This window comes from Collinsella sp. AM09-41 (genome assembly GCF_003473245.1).
GTDB lineage: Bacteria > Actinomycetota > Coriobacteriia > Coriobacteriales > Coriobacteriaceae > Collinsella.
In genome coordinates, this window is record NZ_QRMJ01000003.1 from 228972 (window position 1) to 242821 (window position 13850).

The 13850-nt window shown below is 64.3% G+C and carries 12 protein-coding genes; 7 read left to right on the top strand and 5 right to left on the bottom strand.

The genetic code is table 11. The annotated features are described in order from the left end of the window. Nucleotides 1-16 precede the first annotated feature (16 nt). Genes DW112_RS05570 through cobK form a run of 7 tightly spaced genes read left to right on the top strand, consistent with a single transcriptional unit; the run spans nucleotide 17 to nucleotide 6583 of the window. Nucleotides 17-973 carry a histidine phosphatase family protein gene (locus DW112_RS05570; RefSeq protein ID WP_233545870.1) on the top strand — a complete coding sequence of 319 codons (957 nt, stop codon included), beginning with the start codon at nucleotides 17-19 and terminating at the stop codon, nucleotides 971-973. Then, nucleotides 973-1947 carry an adenosylcobinamide-phosphate synthase CbiB gene (gene cbiB, locus DW112_RS05575; RefSeq protein ID WP_118328513.1) on the top strand — a complete coding sequence of 325 codons (975 nt, stop codon included), beginning with the start codon at nucleotides 973-975 and terminating at the stop codon, nucleotides 1945-1947. The genes DW112_RS05570 and cbiB overlap by 1 nt, the downstream gene beginning before the upstream one ends. Continuing rightward, nucleotides 1944-3167, top strand: a complete 1224-nt coding sequence (locus tag DW112_RS05580) for a histidinol-phosphate transaminase (protein WP_158571732.1) — start codon at nucleotides 1944-1946, stop codon at nucleotides 3165-3167. The genes cbiB and DW112_RS05580 overlap by 4 nt, the downstream gene beginning before the upstream one ends. Then, nucleotides 3160-4659 carry a cobyric acid synthase gene (locus tag DW112_RS05585; protein WP_233545871.1) on the top strand — a complete coding sequence of 500 codons (1500 nt, stop codon included), beginning with the start codon at nucleotides 3160-3162 and terminating at the stop codon, nucleotides 4657-4659. The genes DW112_RS05580 and DW112_RS05585 overlap by 8 nt, the downstream gene beginning before the upstream one ends. Continuing rightward, nucleotides 4656-5171 (top strand): cob(I)yrinic acid a,c-diamide adenosyltransferase, encoded by a 516-nt coding sequence (locus DW112_RS05590; RefSeq protein WP_118289111.1) that lies wholly within the window; start codon nucleotides 4656-4658, stop codon nucleotides 5169-5171. Before DW112_RS05585 ends, DW112_RS05590 begins: the two co-directional genes overlap by 4 nt. Then, the gene (locus DW112_RS05595) at nucleotides 5172-5813 is read left to right on the top strand and encodes a precorrin-8X methylmutase (RefSeq protein WP_117806204.1); all 642 of its coding nucleotides are present in this window, start codon (nucleotides 5172-5174) and stop codon (nucleotides 5811-5813) included. Further along, nucleotides 5810-6583 carry a precorrin-6A reductase gene (cobK, locus tag DW112_RS05600; RefSeq protein WP_118328516.1) on the top strand — a complete coding sequence of 258 codons (774 nt, stop codon included), beginning with the start codon at nucleotides 5810-5812 and terminating at the stop codon, nucleotides 6581-6583. Before DW112_RS05595 ends, cobK begins: the two co-directional genes overlap by 4 nt. A 192-nt stretch (nucleotides 6584-6775) precedes the next feature. Here cobK and DW112_RS05605 read toward each other — a convergent pair whose 3' ends face one another. The 5 genes from DW112_RS05605 to sdaAA form a co-directional block, all read right to left on the bottom strand. Beyond that, a complete protein-coding gene (locus DW112_RS05605) occupies nucleotides 6776-7990 on the bottom strand; it encodes an ABC transporter permease (RefSeq protein WP_118328517.1) in 1215 nt (404 codons plus the stop codon). After that, nucleotides 7987-8760, bottom strand: a complete 774-nt coding sequence (locus DW112_RS05610) for an ABC transporter ATP-binding protein (protein WP_118328518.1) — start codon at nucleotides 8758-8760, stop codon at nucleotides 7987-7989. The genes DW112_RS05605 and DW112_RS05610 overlap by 4 nt, the downstream gene beginning before the upstream one ends. Further along, nucleotides 8760-10181, bottom strand: coding sequence for an efflux RND transporter periplasmic adaptor subunit (locus DW112_RS05615; protein WP_118328519.1), 1422 nt, complete (start codon nucleotides 10179-10181; stop codon nucleotides 8760-8762). Before DW112_RS05615 ends, DW112_RS05610 begins: the two co-directional genes overlap by 1 nt. Before the next feature lie 132 nt (nucleotides 10182-10313). Then, complete coding sequence (locus DW112_RS05620) at nucleotides 10314-12029, bottom strand: L,D-transpeptidase (protein ID WP_158571733.1); 1716 nt, start codon at nucleotides 12027-12029, stop codon at nucleotides 10314-10316. A 149-nt stretch (nucleotides 12030-12178) separates the two neighbouring features. After that, on the bottom strand, nucleotides 12179-13786 hold the full coding sequence (gene sdaAA / locus DW112_RS05625; protein WP_118328521.1) for an L-serine ammonia-lyase, iron-sulfur-dependent, subunit alpha: 1608 nt from the start codon (nucleotides 13784-13786) through the stop codon (nucleotides 12179-12181). Nucleotides 13787-13850 lie beyond the last annotated feature (64 nt).

Here is a 13850-nt window from a genome sequence, read left to right on the forward strand (position 1 = left end):
GGGGAAGAGGGCCTTCGTGCGCGAAAAGCTCGGGTTCGCGGCGGACGATTTCGTCGACGCGGCGCAGTTTGCGGAGGGCGGCGTGCCTGCGGCTTTTGCCGGCCGTGTCGCTTACTGTGCTGAGGAACTCGTACGCGCGCTCGACGCTGACCGGGCGCTCGAGCGGCTGATCGGCTTCGACGTAGTGATTCTGTCCTTGGTCGGCTCGGGGGTCGTCCCCATGAGTGCGGAAGACGCCCAATGGCGCGAGCGCGCGGGGCGCCTGGGATGCGCGCTCGCTGCGCGCGCCGACGTCGTCGTGCGCATGACGTGCGGGATTCCCCAGGTCATCAAAGGAAACCTTGCCGATGCACCTCGAGGGACGCAGGGCGCGGGTGCGCCTTTGGAAGTCGTCTTCGTGCGCCATGGTGCCACGGCGGGCACGGAAGACCATCGCTACAGCGGGGCGGGCACCGACGAGCCCCTGTCGAGTGCGGGCGAGCGCGCTTTGCGCGACCTCGCGTGCGATCGTGACGTGTTCCGTGTTATCACGAGCGGCATGGCCCGCACCGACCAGACGGCGCGCATCCTCTTCCCGAACGCGGAGCTTATGGCGTGCCCCGGTCTGCGCGAGATGGATTTCGGCGACTTCGAGGGGCGAAGCGCCGCCGAGCTTAAAGAGGATGCGCGCTATCGCGCCTGGGTAGACTCCTGGTGCGAGACGCGCTGCCCGCATGGCGAGGGCAAGAGCGATTTCACCCGCCGCGTCATCGCGGCGTTTCGGGAGGCGTGCGAATCGGAGCGCGCCCAGGGGAGTGGGCGCGCCGTCTTCGTCGTTCACGCGGGTACCGTGAAAGCATTGCTCTCCGAGCTAGCTGTCCCGAAAATTGGATACTTCGACGTGCATACCGAGCCGGGCGGCGCATGGGCCGCCACCTGGGATGGGCGCTGCCTTCGCGACGTTCGCCCCGCTTCGGGGGGCGATGCCCGGTGATGACGATTCTTGCCGTCGCCGCCGGGTTCGCGACCGACCTTGCCTTCGGCGACCCGCGCTGGCTTCCCCATCCCGTCGTCGCCATGGGGCGCGCGATCACGTGGGCCGAAGGCCGCCTGCGGCGCGCATTCCCGCAAACGTCCGCGGGCACGCGCGCCGCAGGACTTGTGCTCGCCGTGGCGCTTCCGCTTGCGTGTGGGCTTTTGACCTGGGGAATCCTGCATCTTTGCGGCATGGTTCACTCCGGCCTGCGCTTCGTGGCCGAGGCATGGGCGAGCTATCAGATTCTCGCGGCATGCGAGCTGCGCCGCCAGAGCCTGGCCGTGGCCCGTGCGTTCTCGAGGGGCGGCCTTGTCGCGGCGCGTGAAGCTGTCGGGCTCATCGTGGGACGCGACACGTCTGTTCTCGACGAGCAGGGCGTCGCGCGCGCCGCCGTGGAAACGGTGGCGGAGAACGCGAGCGACGGCGTCATCGCGCCGCTTTTCTACCTTATGATCGGGGGTGCGCCCTTGGGCATGGCGTACAAGGCGGTGAATACGCTCGACAGCATGGTGGGCTACAAAAACGAGCGCTACATCGACTTCGGCTGCGCCTCGGCGCGCCTCGACGATGCGGCGAACTGGATTCCCTCGCGCTTATCGGCCCTGCTTATGATCGCCGTATGCCCGATCGTCGGGCTCGACGCGCGCGGGGCGGCGCACATCTGGCGCCGCGACAGGCGTCGCCATGCGAGCCCGAATGCGGCACAGACCGAGTCAGCGTGCGCGGGCGCGCTCGGGCTGCGCCTGGCAGGACCCGCGGTGTATTTCGGCAAGCTCGTTGAGAAACCGACGATAGGCGACGCGTCCCGCGAAATCGAGTGGGGCGACATCGCCCGGGCGACAAGGCTCATGCTCGCCGCGTCCGTATGCGCGCTCGTCGTCTTCGGTGCCGCGCGCGCGGCGGTCGTGCTCGCCGTGGGGGCGATGGCATGAGGGAAGACCACGCCGCGCCCCGGGCTGCCGGGGGAATCCTGCGCGCCCGTGCGCATGGGGGTAGCACGCAATCGCTTGGCATCGCTTGCGAAGGGGACGCCTCCGACCTCATTGACTTCTCGGTGAACGTGAATCCGGCAGGCCCCTCGCCGCGCGCCGTCGCCGCAGCTTGCAAGGCGCTTTCTCGAATCGACGCCTACCCCGATAGGGAAAGCCTCGCCCTCGTTCGCGCCCTAGCGCGCGCCCAGGGCATTCCCGAAGATACTATCGTCTGCGGCGCGGGCGCGTCCGACATCATCTGGCGGCTCGCCGCGGCGGTGCGCCCGAAACGCATCGTCGTGTGCGCGCCGACGTTTTCTGAATATGCGGAGGCGGCATCGTACTACGGCGCATGCGTGCAGGAGTTCCCGCTCTCCGAAGCGGACGACTTCGACGTGCCCGCCTCCTTCGCCCGCGCGATCGAGGGGCCGGGAGACGTGGCGTACCTCTGCAATCCGAACAACCCGACGGGGCGACTCGTCGACCCCAGCGTGATCGATGCCGCGGCTTGCCGCTGCGAGCAGGTGGGCGCGCTGCTCGTCGTGGACGAGTGCTTCCTCGGATTTGCGCCCGACGCCCGCGAAAGGAGCGTGGCCGCACGTGCCGCGTGTTCGCGCCATGTGGCCGTGCTCTCCGCGTTCACCAAGCTCTACGGAATGGCGGGGTTGCGGTTGGGATATCTGATCAGCGGAAACGCCCAACTCATCGAGGGGATTCGCCGGGCGGGGCAGGCGTGGCCCGTCTCCTCGGTCGCCGAGGCCGCGGGCATCGCCGCCCTGGAAGACGTTGAATATGTCTCGCGCACGCGCGATGTATTGGCGGGCGAGCGAGCGTGGCTTTCCCACGAGCTCTCCTCACTCGGGCTTTCCGTCGTGCCATCGGATGCGAACTTTCTTTTAGTCCGCACTCCGGCGAAAGACATCCCCGAGCGCCTGTATAAACAGGGGGTTTTGGTCCGCACGTGCGACTCGTTTTCGGTACTGTCCCGTTTCTGGTGCCGCGTCGCGGTGCGCACGCGCAAGGAGAATGCCCGGCTTGCGATGGCGTTCAGCCGCGCGCTTCGGGCGGAAGGTGCATCGGGCGAAGGCGAACCCGACGAACGGGGCGGCGTTTCTTGTGGCGGCGCTATGGCGGGCGCGGATGGCCGAGGTTCGGCGAAGGAGGTCGATACCCGTGGGTAGGGCGAAGCCCATCATGATCCAGGGCACAATGTCGAACGCGGGTAAGAGCCTGCTTGCGGCGGGGCTGTGCCGTGTGCTTTCGCAGGACGGCCTGCGCGTGACTCCCTTCAAGAGCCAGAACATGGCGCTCAACAGCGGTGTCACGGCCGACGGGCTCGAGATGGGGCGCGCCCAGATCATGCAGGCTGAGGCGTGCGGCATCGCGCCCGACGTGCGCATGAACCCCATCCTTCTCAAGCCCGAAAGCGACCACCGAAGCCAGCTCATCGTGGCCGGCAAGGCGCAGGGAGCCTTCGCTGCGAGGGACTACTTCGCGCGAAAGAAGGCGCTCATGCCGCAGATTTTGGAGGCGTTCGATTCGCTCGCGGAGGAAAACGACGTCATTGTCATCGAAGGCGCCGGCAGCCCCGCCGAAATCAACCTTTCCGAAAACGACATCGTCAACATGGGGCTCGCGCGCGCCGTGTCCTCCCCCGTGCTGCTCGTGGGCGACATCGACCCAGGCGGGGTGTTTGCCCAGCTCTACGGTACGGTCGCGCTCTTTGCGCCCGAGGATCGCGCGCTTTTGCGGGGGCTTGTGGTGAACAAGTTCCGCGGCGATGTGGAAATCCTGCGCCCGGGTTTGGCCCCGCTCGAGAAGATGTGCGGGGTTCCCGTCGTGGGGGTCGTGCCGTATCTTACGCTCGACCTGGATGACGAGGACTCGCTCGCGCCGCGCCTATCTGCCCGCGAGGCGCGCGGCGTCATCGACGTCGCCGTCGTGCGTCTTCCGCATCTTTCGAACTTCACCGACTTCGACCCGCTTTCGCGCGTGCCCGGCGTGGGCGTGCGCTACGTTTCCTCGACGACCGATCTGGGCCGACCCGACCTGGTGGTGCTCCCCGGCTCGAAGACCACGCTCGACGACGCGCGCTGGCTTGCGGCTAGCGGCATCGGAGCCTGTGTACGCGCGCTTTCGGGCGCGGGCACGCCGGTGCTCGGCATATGCGGAGGCTACCAGCTTTTGGGAGACGAGCTTTCCGACCCGCACGGCAGGGAAGGCGCTGGCACCGCGCGCGGGCTCGGGCTCATCCCTGCAAGTACGGTGTTCAAGGAGGAAAAGCGCCTCGCCCAGTCGGCGCTGCGCATCACGGGCGCCCAAGGCGCGTTCTCGGTGTGGAACGGCATGACGGCGCGCGGGTACGAGATTCACGACGGCGAAACGACCGTCTCCTGCGCCCCTGCGGGCACGATTGGCGGCAAACCAGAAGGCGCGGCCTGCGGAAACGTGTTCGGAACCTATCTCCACGGCCTGTTCGACGAACCGGGGGTGGCGCTCGCCCTCGCGCGCTCGCTCGCGCGCATGCGCGGCCTGCCCGAGAACGTCGTGGGTGCTGCGGGCGCGGCGTCCGCGGCCGATCACCGTGCGCGCGAGTTCGACCGCCTGGCCGACGTCGTGCGCGGGGCGCTCGACATGGAGTATGTCTACCGCATTATCGAGGAGGGCGTATGATCCACGTGTATCATGGCGACGGCAAAGGCAAGACCACGGCGGCGATGGGCCTCGCCCTTCGCATGCTCGCTGCAGGCCGCCGCGTCGTCGTCGTGCAGTTCCTGAAAGACGGCGAAAGCGGGGAGGTGCGCCTGCTCGCCGAGCATTTCGGCGTGCCCGTGTTCGCGGGGAAGGTGTCGGACAAGTTTACCTGGTCGATGACGTCGGAAGAACTTGCCGCGACGTGCGAGCTGCACGATGGGAACCTCGCTTCCGCGCTCGCCGAGCTCGAGGGCGCGCAAGAGGGACTGCTCGTGCTCGACGAGGCGCTCGACGCGCTTTCGAAGGGGCTTGTCGACGAGGCGCTCGTGGAGCGCGCGCTCGATATGTCCGCGCGCGGCGTCGAAGTAGCGCTCACCGGGCGCGCGCCTTCCCACAAGATCGTGGAGAAGGCCGACTACATAACCGAGATGCGGTGCAAGAAACATCCCTACGAGCAGGGGATATGTGCAAGGGAAGGAGTGGAGTACTAGATGGATTCCAAGGAGATGGCGCCCGGCGACATCGAGCGGCGCAGCTTCGAGATCATCACCGAAGAGCTCGGCGGCCGCACGTTCCCGCCGCTCGAAGAGCCCGTCGTGAAGCGCGTCATCCACACCACTGCCGACTTCTCGTACGCCGATTCCCTCGTGTTTACCCATGACGCCGCGCACTGTGCGCTCGACGCACTGCGCGCAGGGGCCACGGTGCTCACCGACACGAACATGGCGCTCGCAGGCATAAGCAAGCCCGCGCTCGCGAAGCTCGGCTGCAAGGCCGTGTGCTTCATGGCCGACCCTGATGTCGCCGCGGCTGCGCGCGCCGCGGGCACGACTCGCGCCGTTGCGAGCATGGACAAAGCTTGCGGCATCGAGGGTCCGCTCATCGTGGCCGTCGGCAACGCTCCCACAGCACTTCTGCGCCTCGCCGAGCTCATGGACGCGGGGAAGATCGCGCCCGCGCTCGTCGTTGGGGTGCCGGTCGGGTTTGTGAACGTGGTCGAGGCGAAAGAGGAGCTACTCGCACGACGCGTGCCAGCCATCGTCGCGAGGGGTCGCAAGGGCGGCTCGACCGTGGCGGCTGCCATTATGAACGCGCTGCTCTACCAGATCACGCGCCCAGGCGGCCCGAAGTGACGGCGCCCGCATCCGCGCCGGCGCTGCGCATCTTCGCCGGCACCACCGAGGGCCGCCTTCTGTGCGAATGGGCGAGCAGGGCGGGCATCCCCGCCCGTGCCTACGCGGCAACCGAGTACGGAGGCGAGCTTTTGGGCGAGCTTCCGGGCATCGAGGTGCATGCGGGCAGGCTCGACGATGCCGACATGGAGCGCGAGCTTTCCGGCGCGTGCATCGTTGTCGACGCCACGCACCCCTTCGCTACGCTCGCAAGCGGCAACATCCGGGCCGCTTCGCTCGCCGTGGGTGCACGATGCCTGCGCCTTGCGCGCCCGGTCGAGGCGCTGCCCAAAGGCGTCGTGGCGGTCGCGTCGATCGCCTGCGCGGCGCGCTTTCTCTCCGAGAACCCGGGTCGCGCGCTTCTCACGACGGGGAGCAAGGAGCTTGCTCCCTACACGAGCGTCGCCGATTTCGCGGAGCGCTTCTTCGTGCGTGTGCTCCCGCTGCCCGGTGCTATAACGAAGTGCATCGACGCGGGGTTTTCGCCGTCGCACGTCATCGGCATGCAGGGGCCCTTCACCCGCGAGCTCAACGAGGCGATGCTTCGGCAGGTGGGCGCCCAGTGGCTTGTGACCAAGGACTCGGGAACCGTAGGCGGCACGGCCGAGAAGCTCGCCGCAGCGCGCGCCGTGGGAGCGCGCTGTATCGTGGTCACCCGTCCCGCCGAGGGAGGCGGGGCCCTTTCGCTTCGGGAAGTGGAAGATGCGCTCTTACGGGAGTTCGCGCGCTAGGCGCTCGCCGTGCCTGCGAGGAGGATCGCCTCGAGCAAGCTCGACCCGTACAAGCCCGTCATCCACCAATAGCTCGAGGACGCCCGGAACTGGCGCAAACAGCCCTTCAATAAGTTGCGGTGAAATAGTGTCTGTTTTTGCTGCTAGATAGCATATTCAGTCCCTAAATCACCGCAACTTGTCGGTGGTGGCTTACTGGTAGCGTAGGCACTCCACCGGGTCGAGCTTTGCCGCGCGTCGAGCGGGGTAGAAGCCAAAGATTACGCCGATGCCGACGGAGACGGCGAAGGCCAGCAGCACCGTGGCGATTGAAAAGCTCGGTGTGATTTGCCCGCTGGCACCGAGCTCGCTGAGAACCCCTGATCCTGCGGCAAACATCGCGAGGCCCCAGGCCAGCAGATAGCCAATCAGGACACCCAGCAGGCCACCGGTGACGCACAGCGCCGAGGACTCGGCCAAAAACTGCGCGGTGATATCGCGGCGACTGGCGCCCAAGGCACGGCGAATACCGATCTCGCGGATGCGCTCAGTCACGTTGGTAAGCATCATATTCATAATGCCGATACCGCCGACAAGCAGCGAGATACTGGCGACAGCGCCCATGATGAGCGAGAAGGCGCCCATAAACGAGTTGAGTGCATCGATGGCGCTTTTCATGGAGGTTGCCGATACGCTGTCGTACTCATCATCCTCCGAGATGCCCTTCATCGTGCGCACCTTAGACTCGATGGTCTTGCAGAGCTCGTCCATGTCTGTGCCCTCGGCGGCAAGTGCCGTCACGCTGGGGAATGAAGGATTCTCGTCGCCAAACAGGCCGGAGATGGTTTCGCGTGGCATATACAGCGTGAGCGAGCCCATGGAGTCGCTGCCGCCATCAATCACGCCTACAATCTGCACCTCGCCGTTGGACACCTTGATGGTTTTCCCCAGTGCGTCCTGTTCGTTGCCGTAAAGCTGATCGGCGCCGCCGCGGCTGATGAGCGCAACGCGCGAGCCTGATTGAGACTCTGCCTGTGAATAGACACGTCCCGCAACGAGCTTGCTGGCACCCACGGCGTCGAGCATGTCGCTGTCGACACCCTGTGCCATAACGGTATAGCTTTTATCGCCAGACTTGTACTCGGTATACGCGCTGTCGACAATGCCGATCTGCTCTATCTGCGGCACCAGTTTTTGAAGCTTCTCGATATCCGACTCCGTGAGTTCTTGGGACGAATAGATCTGTACCATACGAGCTGCGTTGAGGCCCAGGCTGTTTACCAGGCTGTTTTGGATGCCGCCGATGAGCGAAGTCATGGCGATAACCGAGGCGATGCCGATGACAATGCCCAGGATGGTGAGCAGGCTGCGCCCCTTGTTGGCCTCGAGCGAGTGAAGGGCTTCCTGGATAAGATCGCGGGCGCTCATGCCATCACTCCTTTCGGCGGGTTGGCGGAGGCGGAAATCATGGGCAGGTTATCTACGGCGCTGCGTAGGGTCCGCGGTGCATGCGGAATATACGCGCCGTCGTGAATGCGACCGTCGCGGATGGTCACGGCACGGTCGGCCTCGGCGGCGATGCTGGGGTCGTGTGTGATAAGCACGATGGTTTTACCGCGCTCCTGGAGCTTGTGGAAGGTTTCCATGACGAGCGCTCCCGTGGCGGAGTCCAGGTTGCCCGTCGGCTCGTCGGCCAAAATGATGGGTGGATCGTTGACAAGGGCGCGCGCGATGGCGACGCGCTGCATCTGGCCGCCCGAGAGCTCGGATATGCGGTGGTCCCAGTGGTCGACGGGCAGCGTGACGGCCTGCAGCGCGTGCACGGCGCGCATCTCGCGCTGGCTGCGCGGCACATTGGTGTAGGACAGCGGCAGCATGACGTTTTCGATCACCGTCAGGCGCGGCAGCAGATTAAAGCTCTGAAAGACAAAGCCGATGCTCAGCGCTCGCACCTCGGTGAGCTCGTCATCGTCGAGCTCGGCGACGTTGAGCCCTTGCAGGAAGTATTCGCCCGCCGTCGGTTTGTCCAGGCAGCCCAGGATGTTCATGAGCGTCGACTTGCCCGAGCCCGAGGGGCCGGTGATGGCAACGAACTCACCGGGATCTACTGCCAGGCTCACGTTATGCAGGATGTGGGCGCAACCGGCCTCGCTCTCAAAGATGCGGTGCACGTTGCGGATGTCGATGACGGGACGCATTACTTGCCCTCGTCGGCAGGCATGTTGTCGCCGCCGTCTGCCGTCATGCCTGTGCCGGTATCCGTCACGATGGTGTCGCCGTCGCGTAGCTTGGTAACCGGGACGTCTGGATTGATCTCGTTGCCCTGGTCGTCGCGCTTGACCTGCGTCTTACCGACTACAGCCTCGTTGTCGTTTTGCGTTACGACGGTCACCTTCACGCGGCGCGTCTTTTTACCCTCCGAATCGGTGGCCAAATTGACGTAATAGTGCTCGCCATCTTCGGTCATCAGCGCCATAGTCGGCACCATCACCACGTCGTCGAGCTTCTCGGTCACTACCGAGACCTCGGCAGTCATACCCGGCTTAAGGCGACTGTCAGGTGCTTCGATGAGGATGTCGACGTTAAAGGTCACGCTGCCGCCGCTCCCGGAGGAGGAGTCGGAGTTTGCCACCGAGGCGATAGCCGTGACGGTGCCCTGGCTCACGATATCGGGAAACGCGGGATAGGTCACGTTGGCGCTTTGGCCCACGGCAATTTTGGCGATATCCTTTTCGCCCACCTGAACCGTCACCTTCATCTTGGACAGGTCGGCGATCTGCATGCACTGCTTGCCGCCGCTCGTATCGCTTTCGCCCATGATCATGCCGCCTGTTACCGTGGCGCCCACCTTGGCGTTGAGCGCCACGATGCTGCCCGAGCTCGGGGCCGTGACCGTACGGCTGGCGGCCTTGGCGTTCGCCTGATCGAGGTTTGCCTGGGCCGATGTGAGGCTGCGCTGCGCGGCCGATACGGCGTTCGTGTCCGCTGATGCGGCGGAGATGCCAGCCGCCGCGGAACCTCCGCCGACGTCCGTCGTTGGGTTGGCCTGCGCGGCAGCTGCGGCTTTCTGCGCGTTGGCGAGGTCTTCTTGAGCGGCTGCAACTGCACGCTGCGCCTCGGCAACGTTGCGATCGAGCTCGTCGTTTTTAATGGTCATAAGCACGTCGCCCTCGTTGACGGATTGGCCTGCCTGCACGTTGATCGAATCGACCGTGCCGTCGACAGAAGGGGAGACCACTGAGGACGAAATGGGTTTGAGCTGGCCTTTTGCCTCGACCGTTGTGCTAAACGTGCCCTCGGTCACCATGTCGGTCGCAGGCCCGCTATCGCCCTGTGGCTGCGCATTGATAAACAGGGTTGCAACAATAGCAATGAGCGCGATGACACCCACGATGCCGGCGGCAATGCCGCGTCGAATCAGCTTTTTGCGTCGACGTTCGGCACGTTTTGCCTTGAGCTTGGCATATGCCTCTTCATCGGAAATCTCGGCCGTATTGTTCGTGCGTCCGCTCTGCTTTTCGGCATGTACGTTTGTAATCAAAGGAATCGTTTCGGTGGCACCTTCGGGCGTGTACTCGGCATCATCCGGGCCTGGGGTGATGGTGGGGACATTCGGCATAGCGTCTCCTTTATAGAAAGTTCCTCAATAAGTATATGCGCCCGTCGCGTAAGGCGGGCGCATATGGCGGATTCTTTCGGAACTGTTAGATTGGTCGCAGCGGCTCCACGTTGTGGGAATGCGCGCGTTGCACTACGAGTGGACAACCACGCACAGGCCGACTTTGATGCAGTCGTGAAGTGCCTTTGCATCGGCCAGGCGCAGGTTGATGCAACCGTGGCTGCCGCACCACTTGTACGACTCGGCATTATCGAAGCTCTTGTCGTTTTGCCAGGTGGCGTCGTGGAATCCGACCATATTGCCCTCGAACGGCATCCAATAGCTGACCGGGCTCTCGTATTTGGGCTTGCCGGTCTCGGGGTCCTTGGCACCGATAAGCTTGCTGGCGCCATTGTTGCTGTTGATCTGCCATACGCCCTCGGGGGTGGCGTCCTCTCCCGGCTTGCCGGAGATAAAGTTGGCCTCCCAAACGATATTACCGTTCTCGTCATAGTAGCGCGCGTGCTGCTCGGACAGATCGACGTCGATATACGCCTTCCAGTCGGGCTCTCCCTTTGCGGTAAAGGTGTCGGCCTTCTGGGAGTACTTGATCTCGATTTCGCCGGTCTGCTTGTTGTTAATGGCGTCCTCGACCTGCTTGGCGAGCGAGCTGCTGTCGATGGACCAACCAAAGTCACCGCCTTCGACGGCACACTGCTTGCCATCGGCGCGCGTCCACCAGCGAGTGGAGCCCACGGTATTAAAGCCGTTGGCGAGCTCGGCTGCCCAACTGCTGATCTGCGACGTATCGAGCGTGGGGTTGGCCGGATCGGCAAAGCTGATCCACTGCAATACGGAGCTGCCATCAACCTTGCCGGCATCCTCGCCGTTGAGCTTGAGGGTCACGTTGACGCCCAAGAAGTTGTTGGCGGCATCGCATGCGGCCTGAATCTGATCATCGGTCAGCGTTCCATTGAGCGGCTCATAGGCATCGTTGCCGAGCTTGGAAAGATCTACGGTCTCGGCCAGCGAGGCAAGCTCGAGCTCGGCATACTTAATGACATGCTCGCGGTTGAGTTTTTCGTTGGAGCGCGCCTTCTCGACGGTAAACTTGCCGGCCTGCTCGTCATAGGAGCTATTGGCCTCGAACGCGCCCGAACGCCCCTCGTTAAACTCGTCGATGGCGGCGCCCAGATCCTTCTCAAACTGCTTTTGGTCAAAGGTGTCGGAGAGCATGGACAGGTCGACGTCTTGATCAAGATCGACTTCGTTGGAGCTAGCGGTTGTTTTGGTCTTGCCGCTTAAGGATTCTACAAGGCGAACCGGCCATACAATGGCTTCGTTGCGGCTGATAATCTCTTTTGCGGCAGCTTCGCCGTCGACAATGGGCTCATCGGACTCGGGCTGATAGGTCCAGCTAAAATCATCGCCTGTCACGGTGAGCTTATAGTGCTTCCAAGCCGAGTTGACCTTGGTGGCGGCAGACGAAGCGTTGGAGAACGAGACATCGACGCCGGCGATAGTGGTGTTGGGGTAGGCTACCTGCGAAAACGCTACAACGCCTACGATATAGACAATGACGATAAGACCCAGAACGACAAAGAGCGTCGTCTTTTTGCCCGACTTATTGTTCTCGGCGGGTTTGCGTGCGGGGCCGCGATCGCCTCGAGCGTGCGTGGGGGGCTGCTTGGGCGCATTGCCATTTGCCTGGCGCTGCTGATGCTGCTTGTTCGGACGTTGGGAAACGTTTGCCGCACCTCGCTGCTGACCGCGGCTCGGCGCGATAGGACGCGGCGACTGAACGCCGCCGGTGTGCCTGCTCGGCTGCTGCGGATCGGGAATCAGTTGAGTTCGATCGTTTTGCGACATCGTATGCATATCCTTCGGATTTCGCCTTGCGGCTCATCGTGTTTTTACTGGGCTTGCATTATAGCGATTACCCAGTTGTTTGTGGTATGGAAACGGTGGCATTCAAAAGAGGTGGGACATTTGTCCCACCTTCGAGTCTTTCTTTGTCGCTATCCGCACTCACCGCATTTTGCACAGGCCGAAAGTGCGGCCGGAGCCTGCGCGATGCCACCCTTTGCCGTCTCGCGCAGCGTGGCCGGCAACGCGTGGCCCACGGAGAGCATGACGTGCGCCATCTGGTCAAACGGCACCAGGCTCTTGATACCGGCAAGTGCAAGCTGCGCCGAGCTAAATGCCGCGGCCACGCCGATGGCATTGCGGTTTTGGCACGGCACCTCCACGAGGCCGCCCACCGGGTCGCAGACCAGGCCCAGCAGGTTGCTCAGGGCGATGGAGCTGGCGTCGAGTGCCTGCTCAGGCGTGCCTCCGAGCATCTGCACCAGCGCGGCGGCGGCCATGGCGGCCGCGCTTCCCACCTCGGCTTGGCATCCGCCCTCGGCGCCGGCGACGCAGGCGCTCGTGGTGAGGTTGAGGCCGATGGCGGCGGCGCAGTAGAGGGCGTCCATGACTTGCTCATCGTCCAGTTGCAGATGGTCGGCGAGCGCCAGCACGCAGCCGGGCACGACGCCTGCGGAGCCTGCCGTGGGAGCGGCGACGATCACTCCCATCGTGGCGGAGCGCTCAAGGACGGCCATGGCGCGGGCCACGGCATCGGTCTGGACGGCGCCCATCAGGCTTACGCTCAAGTCGTTGCGGCCGGTGGCATCAACGAGCTTGGCCTCGCCGCCGATGAGGCCGCCGAGCGAGCGCTGTGGATTGGAAATGGGGGCTGTGGTCTCTTCGCGCATGACGTCGAGTACGCGGCGCATGGCGGCGATAGCGTGTGCCTCGCCGGTCAGACGTGCCTCGCGCACGGCCATGACGGCGCCGATGTTGAGCCCCAGTTCCTCGCACGCATCGAGCAGCTGCTCGCCGTCGTCGAAGATTTCCTTTGCCGAGACGCCGGGGGAGAGCGACGAGGCAGAACCGGGGAGTTCGATAAAGGTCGCGTAATCGACATTGTCGAGCTTGCGGAGCATGGGGACGACGGTGTCGTCGGGGGCGCCGTCGGTCTCAAAGACGGAGTAGGCCTGGCCGCCCACTTCGGTGCGGTAGGTGCGGCAGAAGGCGATGTTCACATGGGCGTAGGCGAGCAGGTTGGTGAGCGCTGCGAGCACGCCGGGGACGTCCTGGTGCGCCACGAAGAGCGTGGAATACATGCCCGAGATGTCGACGCCGACGCCGTTAATGCGGCTGATGCGCATCTTGCCGCCGCCTAAGCTCTCGCCGCGGACCTGCGCCGTGGCGCCCGTGGCGTCGACCATGTCGATGTCGACGGTGTTGGGGTGGATGGAGGCGTCGTCGCCCTTGATGTCAAAGTGATATTCGAGGCCCTGCTCACGTGCGAGGTCAAAGGCCTGCTTGATGTTCTCGTCATCGGTGTCGAGGCCCAGAATGCCCGCGACGAGAGCGCGGTCGGTGCCGTGGCCGCGGTAGGTGTGGGCGAAGGAGTTCCACAGGCCAAAGGTGACTTTGGTGATGCGGCCTTCCAGCAGGCTGGCGGCAACTTGTGCGCAGCGCAGGGCGCCGGCGGTGTGCGATGAGCTGGGGCCGACCATGACGGGGCCCAAGATCTCGAATGCCGAGGTCGTAGCTAGTGTTTGTGGCTTGCCTGCCATATGCGCTCCTGTTCTATCCCGTCGTCCCGAGGGGCGGGGCATAAGGTCGCCTGCTCGGACAGTC

Excerpts from the sequence above, each read along its gene's own strand:
- cbiB (WP_118328513.1), top strand. The coding sequence starts at position 973 with ATGACGATTCTTGCCGTCGCCGCCGGGTTCGCGACCGACCTTGCCTTC.
- DW112_RS05580 (WP_158571732.1), top strand. The coding sequence starts at position 1,944 with ATGAGGGAAGACCACGCCGCGCCCCGGGCTGCCGGGGGAATCCTGCGC.
- DW112_RS05590 (WP_118289111.1), top strand. The coding sequence starts at position 4,656 with ATGATCCACGTGTATCATGGCGACGGCAAAGGCAAGACCACGGCGGCG.
- DW112_RS05595 (WP_117806204.1), top strand. The coding sequence starts at position 5,172 with ATGGATTCCAAGGAGATGGCGCCCGGCGACATCGAGCGGCGCAGCTTC.
- DW112_RS05605 (WP_118328517.1), bottom strand. The coding sequence starts at position 7,990 with ATGAGCGCCCGCGATCTTATCCAGGAAGCCCTTCACTCGCTCGAGGCC.
- DW112_RS05610 (WP_118328518.1), bottom strand. The coding sequence starts at position 8,760 with ATGCGTCCCGTCATCGACATCCGCAACGTGCACCGCATCTTTGAGAGC.
- DW112_RS05615 (WP_118328519.1), bottom strand. The coding sequence starts at position 10,181 with ATGCCGAATGTCCCCACCATCACCCCAGGCCCGGATGATGCCGAGTAC.
- DW112_RS05620 (WP_158571733.1), bottom strand. The coding sequence starts at position 12,029 with ATGTCGCAAAACGATCGAACTCAACTGATTCCCGATCCGCAGCAGCCG.
- sdaAA (WP_118328521.1), bottom strand. The coding sequence starts at position 13,786 with ATGGCAGGCAAGCCACAAACACTAGCTACGACCTCGGCATTCGAGATC.